Origin of the sequence: Streptosporangium sp. CA-135522, from assembly GCF_050949235.1 — a bacterium.
In the GTDB taxonomy this organism is placed as follows: domain Bacteria; phylum Actinomycetota; class Actinomycetes; order Streptosporangiales; family Streptosporangiaceae; genus Streptosporangium.
On sequence record NZ_CP192026.1, the window covers coordinates 9,350,633 to 9,365,537 of the forward strand.

At 69.6% G+C, this 14,905-nt stretch carries 12 protein-coding genes; 5 read left to right on the forward strand and 7 right to left on the reverse strand.

Annotated elements, in window-relative coordinates; genetic code table 11:
* Positions 1-47: 47 nt before the first annotated feature.
* Positions 48-1,826 (reverse strand): methionine--tRNA ligase, encoded by a 1,779-nt coding sequence (gene metG / locus ACQPYK_RS43960; RefSeq protein ID WP_433245733.1) that lies wholly within the window; start codon positions 1,824-1,826, stop codon positions 48-50.
* 25 nt (positions 1,827-1,851) lie between these two features.
* Entirely contained in the window at positions 1,852-3,144 is a 1,293-nt protein-coding gene (locus tag ACQPYK_RS43965) for a glycosyltransferase (RefSeq protein WP_433245736.1), read from the reverse strand.
* A gap of 101 nt (positions 3,145-3,245) precedes the next feature.
* Between ACQPYK_RS43965 and ACQPYK_RS43970 the strand changes: the two genes are divergently transcribed.
* Positions 3,246-4,829, forward strand: a complete 1,584-nt coding sequence (locus ACQPYK_RS43970) for a hypothetical protein (RefSeq protein WP_433245739.1) — start codon at positions 3,246-3,248, stop codon at positions 4,827-4,829.
* Here the strand turns inward: ACQPYK_RS43970 and ACQPYK_RS43975 are convergent.
* Both ACQPYK_RS43975 and rsmI read right to left on the reverse strand, forming a co-directional pair.
* Complete coding sequence (locus tag ACQPYK_RS43975) at positions 4,777-6,339, reverse strand: dolichyl-phosphate-mannose--protein mannosyltransferase (protein ID WP_433245742.1); 1,563 nt, start codon at positions 6,337-6,339, stop codon at positions 4,777-4,779. The two genes, ACQPYK_RS43970 and ACQPYK_RS43975, sit on opposite strands and share 53 nt — an antisense overlap.
* 59 nt (positions 6,340-6,398) lie before the next feature.
* The gene (gene rsmI, locus ACQPYK_RS43980; RefSeq protein WP_433245745.1) at positions 6,399-7,253 is read right to left on the reverse strand and encodes a 16S rRNA (cytidine(1402)-2'-O)-methyltransferase; all 855 of its coding nucleotides are present in this window, start codon (positions 7,251-7,253) and stop codon (positions 6,399-6,401) included.
* A 212-nt stretch (positions 7,254-7,465) separates the two neighbouring features.
* Here rsmI and ACQPYK_RS43985 point away from each other — a divergent pair, with 212 nt between their 5' ends.
* The 3 genes from ACQPYK_RS43985 to ACQPYK_RS43995 all read left to right on the forward strand — a co-directional run bounded on the left by ACQPYK_RS43985 (position 7,466) and on the right by ACQPYK_RS43995 (position 11,701).
* The gene (locus ACQPYK_RS43985; protein ID WP_433259096.1) at positions 7,466-8,983 is read left to right on the forward strand and encodes a dolichyl-phosphate-mannose--protein mannosyltransferase; all 1,518 of its coding nucleotides are present in this window, start codon (positions 7,466-7,468) and stop codon (positions 8,981-8,983) included.
* Positions 8,984-9,095: 112 nt separating this feature from the next.
* Entirely contained in the window at positions 9,096-10,310 is a 1,215-nt protein-coding gene (locus ACQPYK_RS43990) for a hypothetical protein (protein ID WP_433245747.1), read from the forward strand.
* Between the two features lie 95 nt (positions 10,311-10,405).
* On the forward strand, positions 10,406-11,701 hold the full coding sequence (locus tag ACQPYK_RS43995) for an AI-2E family transporter (protein ID WP_433245750.1): 1,296 nt from the start codon (positions 10,406-10,408) through the stop codon (positions 11,699-11,701).
* Positions 11,702-11,782: 81 nt separating this feature from the next.
* Here the strand turns inward: ACQPYK_RS43995 and ACQPYK_RS44000 are convergent, their stop codons facing one another.
* The 3 genes from ACQPYK_RS44000 to ACQPYK_RS44010 all read right to left on the reverse strand — a co-directional run bounded on the left by ACQPYK_RS44000 (position 11,783) and on the right by ACQPYK_RS44010 (position 13,804).
* A complete protein-coding gene (locus tag ACQPYK_RS44000) occupies positions 11,783-12,448 on the reverse strand; it encodes a hypothetical protein (RefSeq protein ID WP_433245753.1) in 666 nt (221 codons plus the stop codon).
* 20 nt (positions 12,449-12,468) lie between these two features.
* The gene (locus ACQPYK_RS44005; protein ID WP_433245756.1) at positions 12,469-13,041 is read right to left on the reverse strand and encodes an RNA polymerase sigma factor; all 573 of its coding nucleotides are present in this window, start codon (positions 13,039-13,041) and stop codon (positions 12,469-12,471) included.
* A 289-nt stretch (positions 13,042-13,330) separates the two neighbouring features.
* Positions 13,331-13,804, reverse strand: coding sequence for a VOC family protein (locus tag ACQPYK_RS44010; RefSeq protein ID WP_433245759.1), 474 nt, complete (start codon positions 13,802-13,804; stop codon positions 13,331-13,333).
* Positions 13,805-13,894: 90 nt separating this feature from the next.
* Between ACQPYK_RS44010 and ACQPYK_RS44015 the strand changes: the two genes are divergently transcribed.
* A complete protein-coding gene (locus ACQPYK_RS44015) occupies positions 13,895-14,836 on the forward strand; it encodes a helix-turn-helix transcriptional regulator (protein ID WP_433245762.1) in 942 nt (313 codons plus the stop codon).
* The last annotated feature ends 69 nt before the right edge of the window (positions 14,837-14,905 follow it).

Genomic DNA, 14,905 nt, shown 5'->3' on the forward strand with positions numbered 1-14,905 from the left:
AGGAGCCGGTACGGCCCGCGCCGGGCGTGGGCCGTACCGGGGAGGCGTCACTCGCCCAGGCGGGCGAGCTCCTCTTCGACGATCTTCGGGTCGAGCTTGGTGAACAGCGGGGTCGGTGGCGCGAGCGGGGTGCCGGCCTTGATCGGCATGGGCTCCCAGCGGGCGGCGCCCTCGTAGGAGCCGGTGATGATCGGGTAGCTCCGGTCGCCCTCCTCGACCTCGTGGATCTCCGGCATCCCCGACCACACGCCGGTGCCGCCGAGCATCGCGTAGATCTTGTTGGAGGAGCCGGGCAGGACCGGGGTGAGCAGGGTCTTGGCGTCGTCGACGACCTGCAGGGCCACGTGGAGGATGGTCTTGACCCGCTCGGGGTCGTCCTTGATCTTCCAGGGCTCCTGCTCGGCCAGGTATCTGTTGGCCTCGCGGATGACCTCGAACGCCTCGTTCGTCGCGTTCTTGAATCGGGAGGCGGCGAACTCGGCGCCGACCTTCGGGAAGGCGGCGCGGCTGCGCTCCAGCATCGCCCGGTCGGCGTCGGTGAACTCGCCCGCCTCGGGGATGACGCCGAAGTTCTTGGCGGCCATCGAGATCGAGCGGTTGACCAGGTTGCCCCAGGCCGCCACCAGCTCGCCGTTGTTGCGGTTGAGGAACTCCGACCAGGTGAAGTCGGTGTCCTGGTTCTCCGGGCCGGCCACCGCGATGTAGTAGCGCAGCGCGTCGGCGTCGTAGCGGGCCAGGAAGTCACGAACGTAGATGACGACCTGACGGGAGGAGGAGAACTTGCGCCCCTCCATGGTGAGGAACTCGCTGGAGACGACCTCGGACGGCAGGTCCAGCGTGCCCAGCGAGCCGGGGCTGCCGTCGCGGGCGCCCTGGCCGTTGTAGCCGAGCAGCAGCGCCGGCCAGATCTCCGCGTGGAAGACGATGTTGTCCTTGCCCATGAAGTAGTGACCACGGGCGTCGGGGTTCTGCCACCACTGCCGCCAGGCCTCCGGGTCGCCGGAGCGGCGGGCCCACTCGATGGAGGCGCTGAGATAGCCGACGACGGCGTCGAACCAGACGTAGAGCCGCTTGTTGGGCTGGTCGCTCCAGCCCTCCAGCGGGATCGGCACGCCCCAGTCGAGGTCGCGGCTCATCGCGCGGGGCTGCAGGTCGTCCAGGAGGTTGAGGGCGAACTTCAGCACGTTCGGCCGCCACTCGCCCTGCTTCGACCGCATCCAGGACCCCAGCACCTCGGCGAAGGCGGGCAGGTCGAGCATGAAGTGCTCGGTCTCGACGAAGATCGGCGTCTCACCGTTGATCTTGCTGACCGGGTTGATCAGCTGGATCGGGTCGAGCTGGTTGCCGCAGTTGTCGCACTGGTCGCCGCGGGCGCCGTCGTAGTGGCAGATCGGGCAGGTGCCCTCGATGTAGCGGTCGGGCAGGGTGCGACCGGTGGACGGCGAGATCGCGCCCATCGTGGTCTTGGGGAAGATGTAGCCGTTGGCGTGAAGGCCCTTGAAGACCTCCTGGACCACGGCGTAGTGGTTGTCGGTCGTGGTCCGGGTGAACAGGTCGTAGGAGAGCCCCAGCGCCTGGAGGTCCTCGACGATCACCCGGTTGTAGCGGTCGGCGAGCTCGCGGGCGCTGACACCCTCCTTGTCGGCCTGCACCTGGATGGGGGTGCCGTGCTCATCGGTCCCGCTGACCATCAGGACCTTGTTGCCCACCATCCGCTGGTAGCGGCTGAACATGTCGGACGGCACGCCGAATCCGGAGACGTGCCCGATGTGGCGGGGGCCGTTGGCGTAAGGCCACGCGACCGCGGTCAAGATGTGCTGGGACATGATGCCAAGCCTAAGGGACGCGGGCTCAGGCCTTGGTGCTCTCCCGGGTTCCGGTCTCGGCGCTCTCCTCGGCGTTCTGCCGGGTTCCGGTCTCGGCGACCTCTTCGGCGCTCTGCCGGGTCACGGCCTCGGCGGCCTCCTCGGCGGCGGAGGCGGCCACGTCGATGGGCGTCTCCTTGGTCCGGCGAATGCCCAGGATGCTGACGAACAGCGCCGCGAAGATGGTCTGGAAGCTCATGATCAGCGCGGTGGCGGAGGGCACGACCAGACGCAGCGACTCGGACGGGATCAGCGTGCCGAAACTACGCGTCTGCCAGTGGACCAGCGAGGCGACCAGGCCACCGAGACCTGCCAGGGCCAGCAGGCCGCCGACGACCAGGCCCTTCTCCAGGGTCACGATGTCGACGAGTTTGCGCACCCGCCTGTCCTCCGGCAGGAACCCCTCCTCGGCCGCGTACACCTTGGTGAACACCGCGAACAGCACCGCCTGGAAGCCGATCACCAGCGCGGCCGAGGCGCCGACCAGGGTGTCGACGTCGAAGCCGAGCTTGCCGATGTAGACCGGGCCGAAGGTCAGGGTGGCGCCCGCGCCCAGGCCGATGGTCATCAGGACCATGCCCGGGATGAGGAACAGCCAGCGCGGGCTGTAGAGCATCAGGAAGCGCAGGTGGCGCCAGCCGTCGCGCCAGGAGCGCAGGTGCGGCGGGCGCGAGCGGCCGTCGGGCGACAGCGTGGTGGCCACCTCGCGCACGTCCAGCCCGGACAGCGTCGAACGCACCACCATCTCGCTGGCGAACTCCATGCCGCCGGTCTGCAGACCGAGCTTGATGATGGAGTCACGGCGGAAGCCGCGCAGGCCGCAGTGGAAGTCGCCGATCGCGCTGGGGAAGAACAGCCGGCCGATGAAGGACAGCACCGGGTTGCCGAGGTAGCGGTGCAGCGGGGGCATGGCGCCCGGCGCGATGCCGCCCTTGAACCGGTTGCCCATCACCAGGTCGGCCCCGTCGCGCAACTGCTCGACGAACGGCAGCAGCGCGGTGAAGTCGTAGGAGTCGTCGGCGTCGCCCATGATGACGTACTTGCCACGAGCCGCCCGGATGCCGCCCATCAGAGCGTTTCCGTACCCCTTGGCGTCCACGTGCACCACCCGGGCCCCGGCGTCTCGCGCGAGCTGCTGCGAGCCGTCGGTGCTGCCGTTGTCGGCGATCAGCACTTCCCCGTCGATCCCGTGTTCCCGCATGCAGGCCAGTGCCTTGCGTACGCAGGTTTCCACGGTCTCCGCCTCATTCAAACAAGGCATCACCACGGTCAGTTCCACGTCTCAACCCTTCGTATACGGCACAGGCCAATCTCATCATGATGCCCTCTATCGACCACCGCGCGGGTCAACTCCATGAAACGACTGGCATCCTGTAATGCATGGTGACCGTCGCCGAACGAGCACGTCCGGACGCGCCTTCGACAGGCTGGACCGGGCGTCTGTGGGCGTTCCTACGCCGCCACCACCTCTTCGTGGCCGCACTCTCACTGGCGTTCGCGCTGCGTGTGGTCACCATGCTCGGCTACGGCCCGGCGCTGTGGTTCAACGACTCCTACGAATACGTCTCGGGGGCGGTCAACCCCGACAGACCCAGTGCCCTGCGCCCGAACGGTTACTCCTTCTGGCTGCTCCTGCTGCGCCCCTTCCACAGTTTCAGCCTGGTGACCTTCAGCCAGCACCTGATGGGCCTGGCCATCGCGGTGCTGATCTACATGCTGCTGCGCCGGAGGTTCGGGCTGCCCGGCTGGGGGGCGACGCTGGCCACGCTGCCGGTGCTGTTCGACGCCTACCAGATCCAGCTCGAACACCTGGTCATGTCCGACACGATGTTCATGCTGCTGGTCGTGGGCGTCGTGACGCTGGTGCTGTGGCACCGGAAGGTGTCGTGGCGGATGGGGGCGGTGATCGGCCTGCTGCTCGCGCTCACCGCCCTGACCCGGTCGATCGGCCTGCCGATCCTCGGGCTGGTCGTGGTCTACCTGCTGGTCAAGCGCACCGGCTGGAAGCCGATCGCGGCCATGATCACGGCGTGCGCGATCCCGGTGCTGGGCTACATGGGCTGGTTCGCCTCGGCCCACGGCAACTTCGCGATGACCAACAGCGACGGGGCGATCCTCTACATGCGGACCGCGCTGTTCGCCGACTGCACGAAGATGGGGGTCGATCCCCGCAAGGAGCTAGAGCTCGCGCTGCTGTGCATCAGCGTCCCGCCGGACAAGCGCAGCTTCTCCGGTCAGAACTACCTGTGGTGGTCCAAGGACGGCCAGCGCTTCCATTTCTTCGGCACGGGCAGCACGTTCACCCCGCAGATGAACCAGGTCGCCGGGGTGTTCGCCAAGCGGGCCATCCTCTCCCAGCCCGGCGACTACCTCGGCAAGGTGGCCCTCGACTTCTTCCGCGCCTTCCACTGGGGCCGGCCGCGTTTTCCCGACTACGCCACCTACCTGCAGTACGAGTTCCTGCCCGTCGGCAAGGTCCTGCCGAACTGGCCCTCCTACAGAGGCACCAGCGACGGCGACGCGCGCGCGTACGACCCGAGCCTGCCGACCTCGATGATCGACGGCAGGATGAGGGTGATCGGCACCCGCCTGCACGACCCGTGGGCCTCCTTCATGCAGGGCTACATGGGGATCGTCCGGCTGCCCGGCATCGTCAACGGCGTCCTGCTGCTGATCGGCCTGGTCGGGGTGGCGGTGCGCTGGCGCAGGCTGGGCGGCCCGGTGCTCCTGCCGTGGCTGGCCGCCTTCGGACTCATCCTGGCGCCGGCCGCGACCGCCGAGTTCGACTACCGCTACCTGCTGCCCGCGGTGCCGCTGGCCTGCCTGGCCGCCGCGATCTCCCTGCGCCACGGGGTTCCCCTTCGGCGCGGGGCCGCTGAACCCGCCGCTGGATCCATCGCTGGACCCGCCGCTAGACCCACCGGGAGAAAAGCATCCGCGCCCACCACTGCGACTGCGGAATGATCTCGGCGACGAGCACCGGACGGAGCCACGCGAAGTTGACCAGGGCGAGGATCGCGAAGGCGCCGGCGAACGCGGCCCCCACCGCCCGGCGGTTGGGCGTGGCGTCCGCCTTGCCGATGATCAGTCCGGCGGCCAGGGTCAGCGCGAGGATCATGAAGGGGACCATGGGGATCGCGTAGAACAGGAACATGGTGCGCTTGTCGGCGATGGCCCAGTAGAACCAGGGCAGCCAGCCGGCGGCGTAGCCCACCAGAACGGCCCCGGCCCGCCAGTCCCGGGTGGCGACGTACCAGGCGATCATCGCGATGAGCGCGGCCAGCCCGCCGTACCAGATGATCGGGGTGCCGACCCCGAGCACCTCCCGGGCACACTTCGCCGTCCCGCACCCGGTCGCGGACGGCTCGGAGAAGAAGGCCACCGGGCGCAGCAGCAGCGGCCAGCTCCAGGGCTCGGACCGGTAGTCGTGCCCGTCCGTCAGGCCGGTGTGGAAGCCGAGGACCTGCACCTGATACGACAGCCAGGAGCGCAGCGAGTCGAAGACGAAGTAGGCGGGCCCCTGGGAGGTCGCCTGGGCCCAGTTGCGGCCCCAGCCGAGCGAGGAGGCGAACCAGCCGCTCCAGGAGAGCAGGTAGGTGAGCGCCGGGACCGCCGCCATGGCCAAAAGCGCGGTGGGCAGGTCCTTGTCGAGCATTCCGCTGTAGGGTCTGCGCAGCCCGACGGCGCGGCGGGCGCCGGCGTCCCAGACGAGGGACATGACGGCGAAGGCGATCAGGAAGAAGATCCCCGACCACTTGACCGCGCACGCCGCGCCCAGGCAGAGGCCGGCGGCGATCCGCCAGGGACGCGCGCCCAGCCAGGGGCCGTGCTCGCTCAACGGCGAGGTCTCATACCAGTCGGCCAGGCGCTCGCGGGTACGGTCGCGGTCGATCACCAGGCAGGCGAAGCCGGCCAGGACGAAGAACATCAGGAAGATGTCCAGCAGCGCGGTCCGCGACAGCACCAGGTGCAGGCCCTCGACGGACAGCAACAGGCCGGCCAGGCAGCCCAGCATCGTGGAGCGGGTCATCCGGCGGGCGACCCTGGCCAGGATCAGGATCGACACCACACCGATCAGGGCTCCGGCGAACCGCCAGCCGAACGGGTTCATGCCGAAGACCTGCTCGCCGAGGCCGATCATCCACTTGCCCAGCGGCGGATGGGCCACGTACAGCGGGCAGGGGTCGGCCTCGGGCGGGGTGCAGCCGACCCAGATGTCGGTGTCGCCGGCTATGAGCATCCGGTCGGCGATCGGGTCGTCGGTGTTTCCGAGAGAGGCCCGCTCAACGCCGTAGGTGATCAGCGCGAACGCGTCCTTGGCGTAGTACGTCTCGTCGAACACGACCGCGTGCGGGCGTCCCAGGTCGGTGAAGCGCAGGATCGCCCCGAACCCGGCGATCAGCAACGGTCCCAGCCAGCCCCACAGAACGCTGCCCGGCATGGGCGGTGACAGCCGACTTCGCGTTGATCCCATTTAGAAAATTATGGAGATAAATCGACCTTGATGAGCGGCGTAATGAAGATCACTTCCGGTCAGCCGCGATGGACCGCGTCATAGAGATCGCGTTTGGGGATCCCCGCCGACTTGGCCACGTCGACGATCGCCTGCTTCTTGGGCACCCCCGTCTCCTCGCGGCGTGCGACCTCGGCCACCAGGTCCTCGATGACCGGCGGCAGGCTCTCCGGGGCATGCCCGGCGACGACCACGGTGATCTCCCCCTTGACCCCGCCGGCCGCCCATCCGGCCAGCTCGCCCAGGCCGCCGCGCCGTACTTCCTCGTAGGTCTTGGTGAGCTCCCGGCAGACCGCCGCGGGGCGCTCGGCGCCGAGCGCCTCCGCCATCGCCTCCAGGGCGACCTGCAGCCGGTGCGGTGCCTCGAAGAACACCATCGTGCGCTCCTCTCCGGCCAGGGCGTCCAGCCTGCGGGCCCGCTCACCGGCCTTGCGCGGCAGGAAGCCCTCGAAGCAGAACCGGTCACTGGGCAGCCCGGAGACGGCCAGCGCGGTGGTGACCGCGGACGGGCCGGGCAGCGAGGTCACCGTGATCCCCGCCTCGACGGCCAGGTGGGTCAGGCGGTAGCCGGGATCGGAGACGCCGGGCATACCGGCGTCGGTGATGATCAGGACGGTCCTGCCGTCCTGGAGTGCCTGCAGCAGCTCGGCCGCCCGGCCGGCCTCGTTGGCGTCGTAGTAGGAGACGACCCTGCCCCTGATCTCCGCGCCGAGCTCTCCGGCCAGCCGCCGCAGGCGGCGGGTGTCTTCGGCCGCCACCACGTCGGCGGCCTCCAGCGCCTCCCGCAGCCGGGGAGAGGCGTCGCCCACCTGCCCGATCGGAGCTCCCGCCAGCACCAGCCTGCCGTTGTCCGTCACGGTCCCATCCTCCCCCATTCCCGACGGGCTCCCATCCCGAGTGAGGTTTCACCTCGGGAGGAAATTCCTAATTAGGCATGTAGGCGGTGTTTCCTGGGTTCACCGTGTGTGGTGGCCCGTACGATGTCCGGGTGGCCGTGACCGACTTCACCAACCAGGCGTTCGACCAGCCGGAGCCCCGACCGGACGGCGGATCGGCGGGTTCCGTGCGCGACCGACTGGTGCCCGCGATGCCGGGCAGCGTTCTGTGGGGCTGGCTGGGACCGTTGCTGATCGCCGGGTTCGGGGCGATCCTGCGCTTCACCGACCTGGGACGCCCGCACGCGGTCATGTTCGACGAGACGTACTACGCCAAGGACGCGTGGGCGCTGATCAAGTTCGGTGCGGAGAAGAACGCGGTCAAGGACGCCGACAAGCTCCTGATGCACAACAACACCGACATCTGGCAGCAGTGCGCGCCCGCCGAGATCGACAAGTGCGCCTCCTACGTGGTCCATCCGCCGCTGGGCAAGTGGATGATCGGCCTCGGCGAGCAGGTCTTCGGCATGAACCCGTTCGGCTGGCGGTTCGCCGGAGCCCTGATCGGTGTGGTGTCGATCCTGATCCTGGCCAGGGTCGCCCGCCGGATGACCCGCTCCACGATGCTGGGCTGCCTGGCCGGCCTGTTGCTGTCCGTCGAGGGCCTGCACCTGGTGCTGTCGCGGACCGCGCTGCTGGACATCTTCCTGATGTTCTTCGTCCTGGCCGGCTTCGCCTGCCTGGTGATCGACCGCGACCGTACCCGCGAGCGCCTGGCCGACTGGTATGAGACCTCGCCGTTGAGCGAGCACGGCCCCTGGCTGGGCGCGCGTCCCTGGCGGATCGCCGCCGGCCTCTGCCTGGGCGCGGCGTGCGCGGTCAAGTGGTCGGGGATCTTCTTCCTGATCGCCTTCGCCGTCATGTCCCTCGTCTGGGACGCCGGCGCCCGCCGCGCCGTCGGGCTGCGCAGACCCTACAGCGGAATGGCCAGCAAGGACCTGCCCACCGCGCTTTTGGCCATGGCGGCGGTCCCGGCGCTCACCTACCTGCTCTCCTGGAGCGGCTGGTTCGCCTCCTCGCTCGGCTGGGGCCGCAACTGGGCCCAGGCGACCTCCCAGGGGCCGTTCTTCTTCGTCTTCGACTCCATCCGGTCGTGGCTGAACTACCACTTCCAGGTGCTCGGCTTCCACACCGGCCTGGCGACCCCGCACAACTACCAGTCCGAGCCCTGGAGCTGGCCGCTGCTGCTGCGCCCGGTGGCCTTCTTCTACGAGACGCCCAAGACCGGGTGCGGGACGGGAAACTGCTCGCAGGCGGTCCTCGGGGTCGGCACCCCGATCATCTGGTACGGCGGGCTGGCCGCGCTCATCGCGATGATCGCCTGGTACGTCGCCACCCGGGACTGGCGGGCCGGGGCCGTTCTGGTGGGCTACGCCGCCGGCTGGCTGCCCTGGTTCTACTGGGCCATCGCCGACAAGCGCACCATGTTCCTGTTCTACGCGATCCCCATGGTCCCCTTCATGATCCTGGCGATCGTGCTCGCCGCCGGACTGATCATCGGCCCGGCGGGCGCCGCGCCGCCGCGCCGCATCGTCGGCGCCTCGATCGTCGGCGCCTTCACGCTGCTGGCGCTCATCAACTTCTGGTGGCTCTATCCGGTGCTCACCGCCGAGGTCATCCCCTACGCGGAGTGGAGTTCGCGCATGCTCTTCAAGAAGGGCTGGATCTGACCGTCCACGCATATGAGCTGCTTAGAGCTGATTCCTTAGGGTAGGCGACGTGCACGATCCATTACGTCACGTTCATCGTCAGAGCAGGCCCGCATACGGCAGACTGCGAAGCATGCCTGCACCGGACGTGGCCGCGCTCCTCTCCGAGTTGGAGCGATCCGAGCCCGACTACGCCGAGCATGCCCGCAGTGCGATCGACTGGCTGACCGGCGGCGAACCGCTGGAGACCATCACCGAGCTCAACGTCTGCGAGTTCCTGTGGTACACGCTGCCGACCAAGGTCGGCGGCGACCGCCTCGCGATCGCCCGCGCGCTGGGCAGCCTGTTCCGGCTGGGCGGCCTGGAGCGCTACGCCGCGCTCTGCTCGTCCTCGACGACCATGCAGATCATGCGCGTCTACGCCCGCTCCGGCGAGGACGCCGGAATGGCCGCCTACCAGAGCGCCCTCGACGCCACCGGAGTACTCCCGCCCGATGTGCCCGAACTGCGCTGGAGCTCGATCATGGGTCCCGAGGAGCTGGGCGCGCACGGCGCCTGCTCCGCCGCGCTGGAGCTCGCCATCGTCTCCGGGGAGCTGACCGCCGGCTCGTCCGAGCGGCAGGCGCTGACCCGCCACTGGCTGACCACGCCCCGCGCCGAGCTGGGCGGGGACAACTGGCTCCACCGGGTCCAGGGCGAGCGACTGAACCGCTGGGTGCTCGGCCGGGGGCCCGCCTGGCGCGAGCTCGCCCAGCCCTTCGAGGTGCGCCTGCACGCCCCGATCCCGGCTCCGGCCGGTGACCACCTCGACGCGCTGTCGTGGCTGCTGACGCTGGGCTGCCGGCCGGGGGGCATCCCGCTGACCCAGCGGCACAACCTGGCCCGCGCCGTGCTCGCGGAGAGCCCCTGGAGCGGCGCGGAGCTGGCGGCGGTCCGCGAGGTGGCCCAGGGCCCGATGGGCGCGCTACGCCGCGCCGGGAGGCGGCTGGTGATCACCTCGGCCGGAGAGCGCCTGCTCCACGACCGCGACCAGCTCTGGGAGGCCGCGGCGGCGGCCCTGCTGGCTCCGCAGGCCGGGGAGCACGGGTTCCGGGCACCGGCCCGGGAGGTGGCGCTCATGCTGCTCGCCGACGGCTCCCCCGCCGACCGTGAGCGCGTCGCCGAGGTGATCGACTGCGAGGAGTGGCAGATCGCGGAGGTGGAGGCCTCGCTGTCGGAGCTGGAACGGCGCCTGGACGCCTTCGGACTGCGCCGCGCGGGCGGGCTCACCCAGGCGGGCAGGTCGGCCGCTCTGGCCGCGCTGCGCAGCCATGCGCTGCGACCCCGGCAGTACGTCAGCATGAGTTGACCTGTCCGGTGACGGCCGCCGCCCCCCGGGGCGAACTAACCAGGGTGGACTAACCAGGGTGGACTAATTCGCCATATAACGGGCAGTTGCCGTCCGTGTCCAAGCCCATCCCCAGCGACCGCGCCGAATCGGCCGCTCCCGCCCCCATCTCCGCCGTCACGGCGGAACCGGCCCTGACCTCGGCCGTCACGGCGGAACCGGCCCTGACCTCCGCCGGCCCCGTGCGCCCCATCGCGGCCCCCGAGGAGCCAGAGGAGTCCGAGGGCCCCGCAGCCGAGCCGGTCCTCACCTCGGCCGGGCCGGTGCGTCCGCTGGAGCCCCTGCCCGAGGCAGCCTCCGACCTCCCCTTCGGCAGGCCCGGGCGGTCGATGCGCAACAACCCGTTCGTGTTCGGCTTCACCGCCGCTCTGGGCGTGCTCACCGCCTGGTGGCTGGTGCAGGCCGTGGTGAGCGCGAGCTCGGTGCTGATCCTCATCGTCGTCTCGCTCTTCCTCGCCATCGGCCTGAACCCGGCCGTGGAGAAGCTGCAGAAGCTCGGGCTCGCCCGCCTGGTCGCGATCACCGTGGTCTTCCTCGGCGTCATCGCCGTCTTCGTCGCCTTCGGCCTGGCCGTGGTGCCACCGCTCACCACCCAGTCCACCGACTTCGTGACCAAGCTCCCGCAGTACGTCCAGGAGCTGCAGAACAACCCGATGATCCGCGACCTGGACCAGCGTTTCCAGATCCTGGACAAGCTCCAGCAGTACGTGACGAGCGGCGACTTCGGCAGCCAGATGTTCGGCGGCGTCCTCGGCTTCGGCCAGGTGCTGATCGGAGCGGTCTTCAACGCGCTGACGGTCCTGGTCCTGACGCTCTACTTCCTGGGCTCGCTGAACTCGCTGAAGAAGATGGCCTACCGCCTGGTGCCCAGGTCCCGCCGGACCCGCGCCAGCCTGCTCGGCGACCAGATCATCGACAGCATCGGCGGCTACGTCGCCGGAAACCTGATCATCTCGCTGATCGCCGGGGTGACGACCTTCTTCTTCCTGATGCTCATGAAGGTCCCCTACGCGCTGGCGCTGGCGCTCATCGTGGCCCTGACCGACCTCATCCCGATGGTCGGCGCCTTCATCGGCGCGGGGGTCGCCTCCCTGGTCGGGTTCTTCGTCTCGCCGACCGTCGGCATCGTCTGCGTGGTCTTCTTCACCGTCTACCAGCAGATCGAGAACTACTGGATCGCGCCGAGCGTGATGAGGAGCTCGGTGGACGTCCCACCGCTGGCCACGATCGTCGGCGCCCTGCTCGGCGGCGCGCTGCTGGGCGTGGTGGGCGCCCTGCTGGGCATCCCGCTGGTGGCGGCGATCCTGCTCATCGTGCGCGAGGTGGTCATGCCCCGGCAGGAGAAGGCCTGACCTCCGATCGGACGACGTGGACGACCACCGGTCGCGGGGGTACGGCGGGCGCCCGCCGTACCCCCGCGACCGGCCGATGGGTCAGCTACCCGCGGGCGGGAACGCCTCGGGGTTCTTCACCGGGTCGCCGATGTCGTTCCAGGACGGGTCGTCGACGATCACGCACGGCTTGACAGGACCGTCGGTGACCTGGAAGGAGAACTGCCACAGCACTCTGGGCTTCTCCGGGCCCGAGGTCTGGTCCTCGTTCTCGGCGAACTCCATGACGACCTTCCACTCCGGCTTGATCCTGTCCGGATAGATCCTCAGGCCGCCGCCGGGCACCGTGTCGTACGCCCTTCGCGAGGGCGTGTCGTCGATCGCCTTCAACACCCGGCGTTTGACCGCGGGGTCCTTGCTCTTCAGTTCCTCAGGGGTGAAGGTCGGCTCCCCTATGAGGCGGAAACGATCCGGAGCACACCTCTTGCCCGGCTCGACGTAAGAGACGTCGGCCTTCACACCCAGGTCGGCGAGATCCTTTTCGACCTGGTCCGGGTCCCGGAACTCGTTGATCTTCAGGGTGATCGACCCGTCGCCGTTGCGGGTCAGCGCGTACGCCGGGCTCTCCGACCCGGTGATCAGCGGCACGGCGACCACGGCCGCGGCGGCGATGCCCGCGACCGCGACCCCCGCCAGCAGGCGGCGGCGCATCGGCCTGCGGACGGGCCCCCGCGCCGCCCGCTCGTTGATCTCTGCCTTGAGCTCCATGAGCAATCTCTCCTCGAAGTTCATCGGAGTCCTTCCATGACCGTGGGCGAGACGACGCCGGGAACGTGGCGCAGCGACCGGCGGGCGCGGTGCAGCCGGACCCTGGCGGTCCCCTGCCGGATGCCGAGCGCGGCGGCCGCCTCCGTCACCGAGAGCTGGTCGATGGCGACCAGTTCCAGTACGGCGCGCTCGCTGTCCGGAAGTCCGGCCATGGCCTCGAAGGCCCGCCGGGCCGTGCTCTCCGCGTCCAGACGCTCCTCCATGCGCGACAGGTCGTCCGCGTCGAGGAGGCGGCGTCCGCCGATCCGGCCGGCGAGACGCAGTTCACGCGCCGCCCGCCGCCGTTCGGCGGACAGGGTGTTGCGTGCCACGCCGTACAGCCAGCCGATCTCGCTGCCCAGGCCGGGGCGGTAGGTGTGCGCCGAGTCGAGCACCGCGATGAAGACCTCCGCGACCAGGTCGGCGACCGTGTGGGGGTCGGCCACCCGGCGGGCCAGAAATCGCGTGACCGCTTCGACGTGGCGCCGGTAGAAGGCTTCGAAAGCCTCGGGGTCGGTGGAGATCTCCGCCGACCCCTTCTGTTTGAGGCGCACCGGCCGTGCTCCCTTCGTCGTCCTCCCGAATACACCCCTGCTTGGAGGAAGGCTGACGAAGCGTTACATGCCGGGCTTGGAGGAAGGCTGACGAAGCATTACATGTCGGCCAGAAGTCTTCACAGACGAGGCGGCGACCGCCGCGTCGCGGGCCCGTGCGTCACAGATGAAGCGGCGACCGCCGCGTCACGGGCCCGTGCGTCGCCGACCCGCACGTCACCCAGGAGGGAGGAGAGCGAGGAGACCACTGGATCCTCCGTGCCACCGCATGGCGGACCGGACTCCGGCATCAGAAGAAGTCGGCACCCTGGAGGTACTCCATCGCCTTGGTGAACACCGGGTCACTCAGGCGGCGCTCCATCTCCTCAGGGGAGACGTCCTCGATGTGGGTCTGGATCCACCACAGATTGCCGAACGGGTCCCTGACCCGGCCGACACGGTCGCCGAAGAACAGGTGCGTGACCTCGGTGACCGACGTGCCGCCCGCCTCGACGGCCTGGCGGTGGGTGGCGTCGGCGTCGGGGACGTAAAGGCGCAGGAAGGCCGGTGTCCGCGGCCAATCGGGCTTGGCGTCGAACATCATCACCACCGCGTCCCCGATCCGCACCTCCGCGTGGCCGATACGGCCCTCGTCGTCGGTCACACGCGCCAGTTCCACGGCGCCGAACGCGCTCTTGAGGTAGTCGATCAGGCCTGCGGTGTCGTGGGAGATGATCCACGGCGTCACGGTGGCGTAGCCCTCGGGCATGAACTTGGAAATCAAGGGTCCTCCAGGAGTGCGAAGTTCGTACGTGAAACGCTATTTCGGAAGTAGGTCAGAACCTGTCCCACATGGAAGGGCATTCTTGGATCCATGAGCGAATCACGTCTTCTCAGCCTGCTGTCGCTGCTCCAGACCCCGCGCGAGTGGCCCGGCGGCGAGCTGGCCGAGCGCCTGAGCGTCAGCCGCCGTACCGTCCGGCGCGACGTCGAGCGCCTGCGCGTCCTCGGCTACCCGGTTGAGGCCACCATGGGGGCCGACGGCGGCTACCGACTGGTCGCGGGCGCCGCGATGCCGCCGCTGTTGCTGGACGACGAGGAGGCGGTGGCCATCACCGTCGGCCTGTCCACCGCGGCCCGACATCCAGTGCGGGGGATCGAGGAGGCGTCGGTGCGCGCCCTGGCCAAGCTGGAACAGGTGCTGCCGGCCCGGCTGCGCTACCGGGTCAGGTCGCTGGGCGGCGCCACCGTCCCGCTCCCCGGCGGCCCTGGGTCTGAGGTCGATCCGGAGCAGCTCACGACCCTGGCGGCGGCCGTGGCCAACCGGGAGCGGGTGCGGTTCGTGTACCGGGCCCATGACGGATCCACCAGCACCCGCCTGGTCGACCCGCACCGTCTCGTTGCGGCCGGGCGGCAGTGGTATCTGCTCGGACACGACCGCGACCGCGACGACTGGCGGATCTTCCGTATCGACCGCATCACCGACCTGCACGCGACCGGCGCCAGGATCGCGCCGCGCGACCCGCCCGCCGAGGACGCCGCCGCCTACGTGGCCGAGAGGCTCTACTCGCTCGCGTCCACATATGAGGCGATCGTCACCCTCCACGCACCTGTGACCGAGGCGATCAGGAGCCTGGGCGAGGTCGCCCAGATCGGCGAGGGGACGTGCCGGCTGCGCACGCACGCCGACACCCTGGACTGGCTCGCCTTCCGGTTGCTGGCGCTGGGCTGCGAGTTCGAGGTGCACGAGCCGCCGGAGTTGAACGCGCACCTGCTGGCACTCGCCGGCCGCCTCACCCGCGCAGCGGCCCGATAGCCGGAAACGCCGGCAGAGGCCGCCTGTCAGGATCACCGAACGCCGACCAGTGTCGCCACCCGCGCCGAC

Excerpts from the sequence above, each read along its gene's own strand:
- metG (WP_433245733.1), bottom strand. The coding sequence starts at position 1,826 with ATGTCCCAGCACATCTTGACCGCGGTCGCGTGGCCTTACGCCAACGGC.
- ACQPYK_RS43970 (WP_433245739.1), top strand. The coding sequence starts at position 3,246 with ATGGTGACCGTCGCCGAACGAGCACGTCCGGACGCGCCTTCGACAGGC.
- ACQPYK_RS43975 (WP_433245742.1), bottom strand. The coding sequence starts at position 6,339 with ATGGGATCAACGCGAAGTCGGCTGTCACCGCCCATGCCGGGCAGCGTT.
- rsmI (WP_433245745.1), bottom strand. The coding sequence starts at position 7,253 with ATGGGGGAGGATGGGACCGTGACGGACAACGGCAGGCTGGTGCTGGCG.
- ACQPYK_RS43985 (WP_433259096.1), top strand. The coding sequence starts at position 7,466 with ATGCCGGGCAGCGTTCTGTGGGGCTGGCTGGGACCGTTGCTGATCGCC.
- ACQPYK_RS43990 (WP_433245747.1), top strand. The coding sequence starts at position 9,096 with ATGCCTGCACCGGACGTGGCCGCGCTCCTCTCCGAGTTGGAGCGATCC.
- ACQPYK_RS44000 (WP_433245753.1), bottom strand. The coding sequence starts at position 12,448 with ATGGAGCTCAAGGCAGAGATCAACGAGCGGGCGGCGCGGGGGCCCGTC.
- ACQPYK_RS44015 (WP_433245762.1), top strand. The coding sequence starts at position 13,895 with ATGAGCGAATCACGTCTTCTCAGCCTGCTGTCGCTGCTCCAGACCCCG.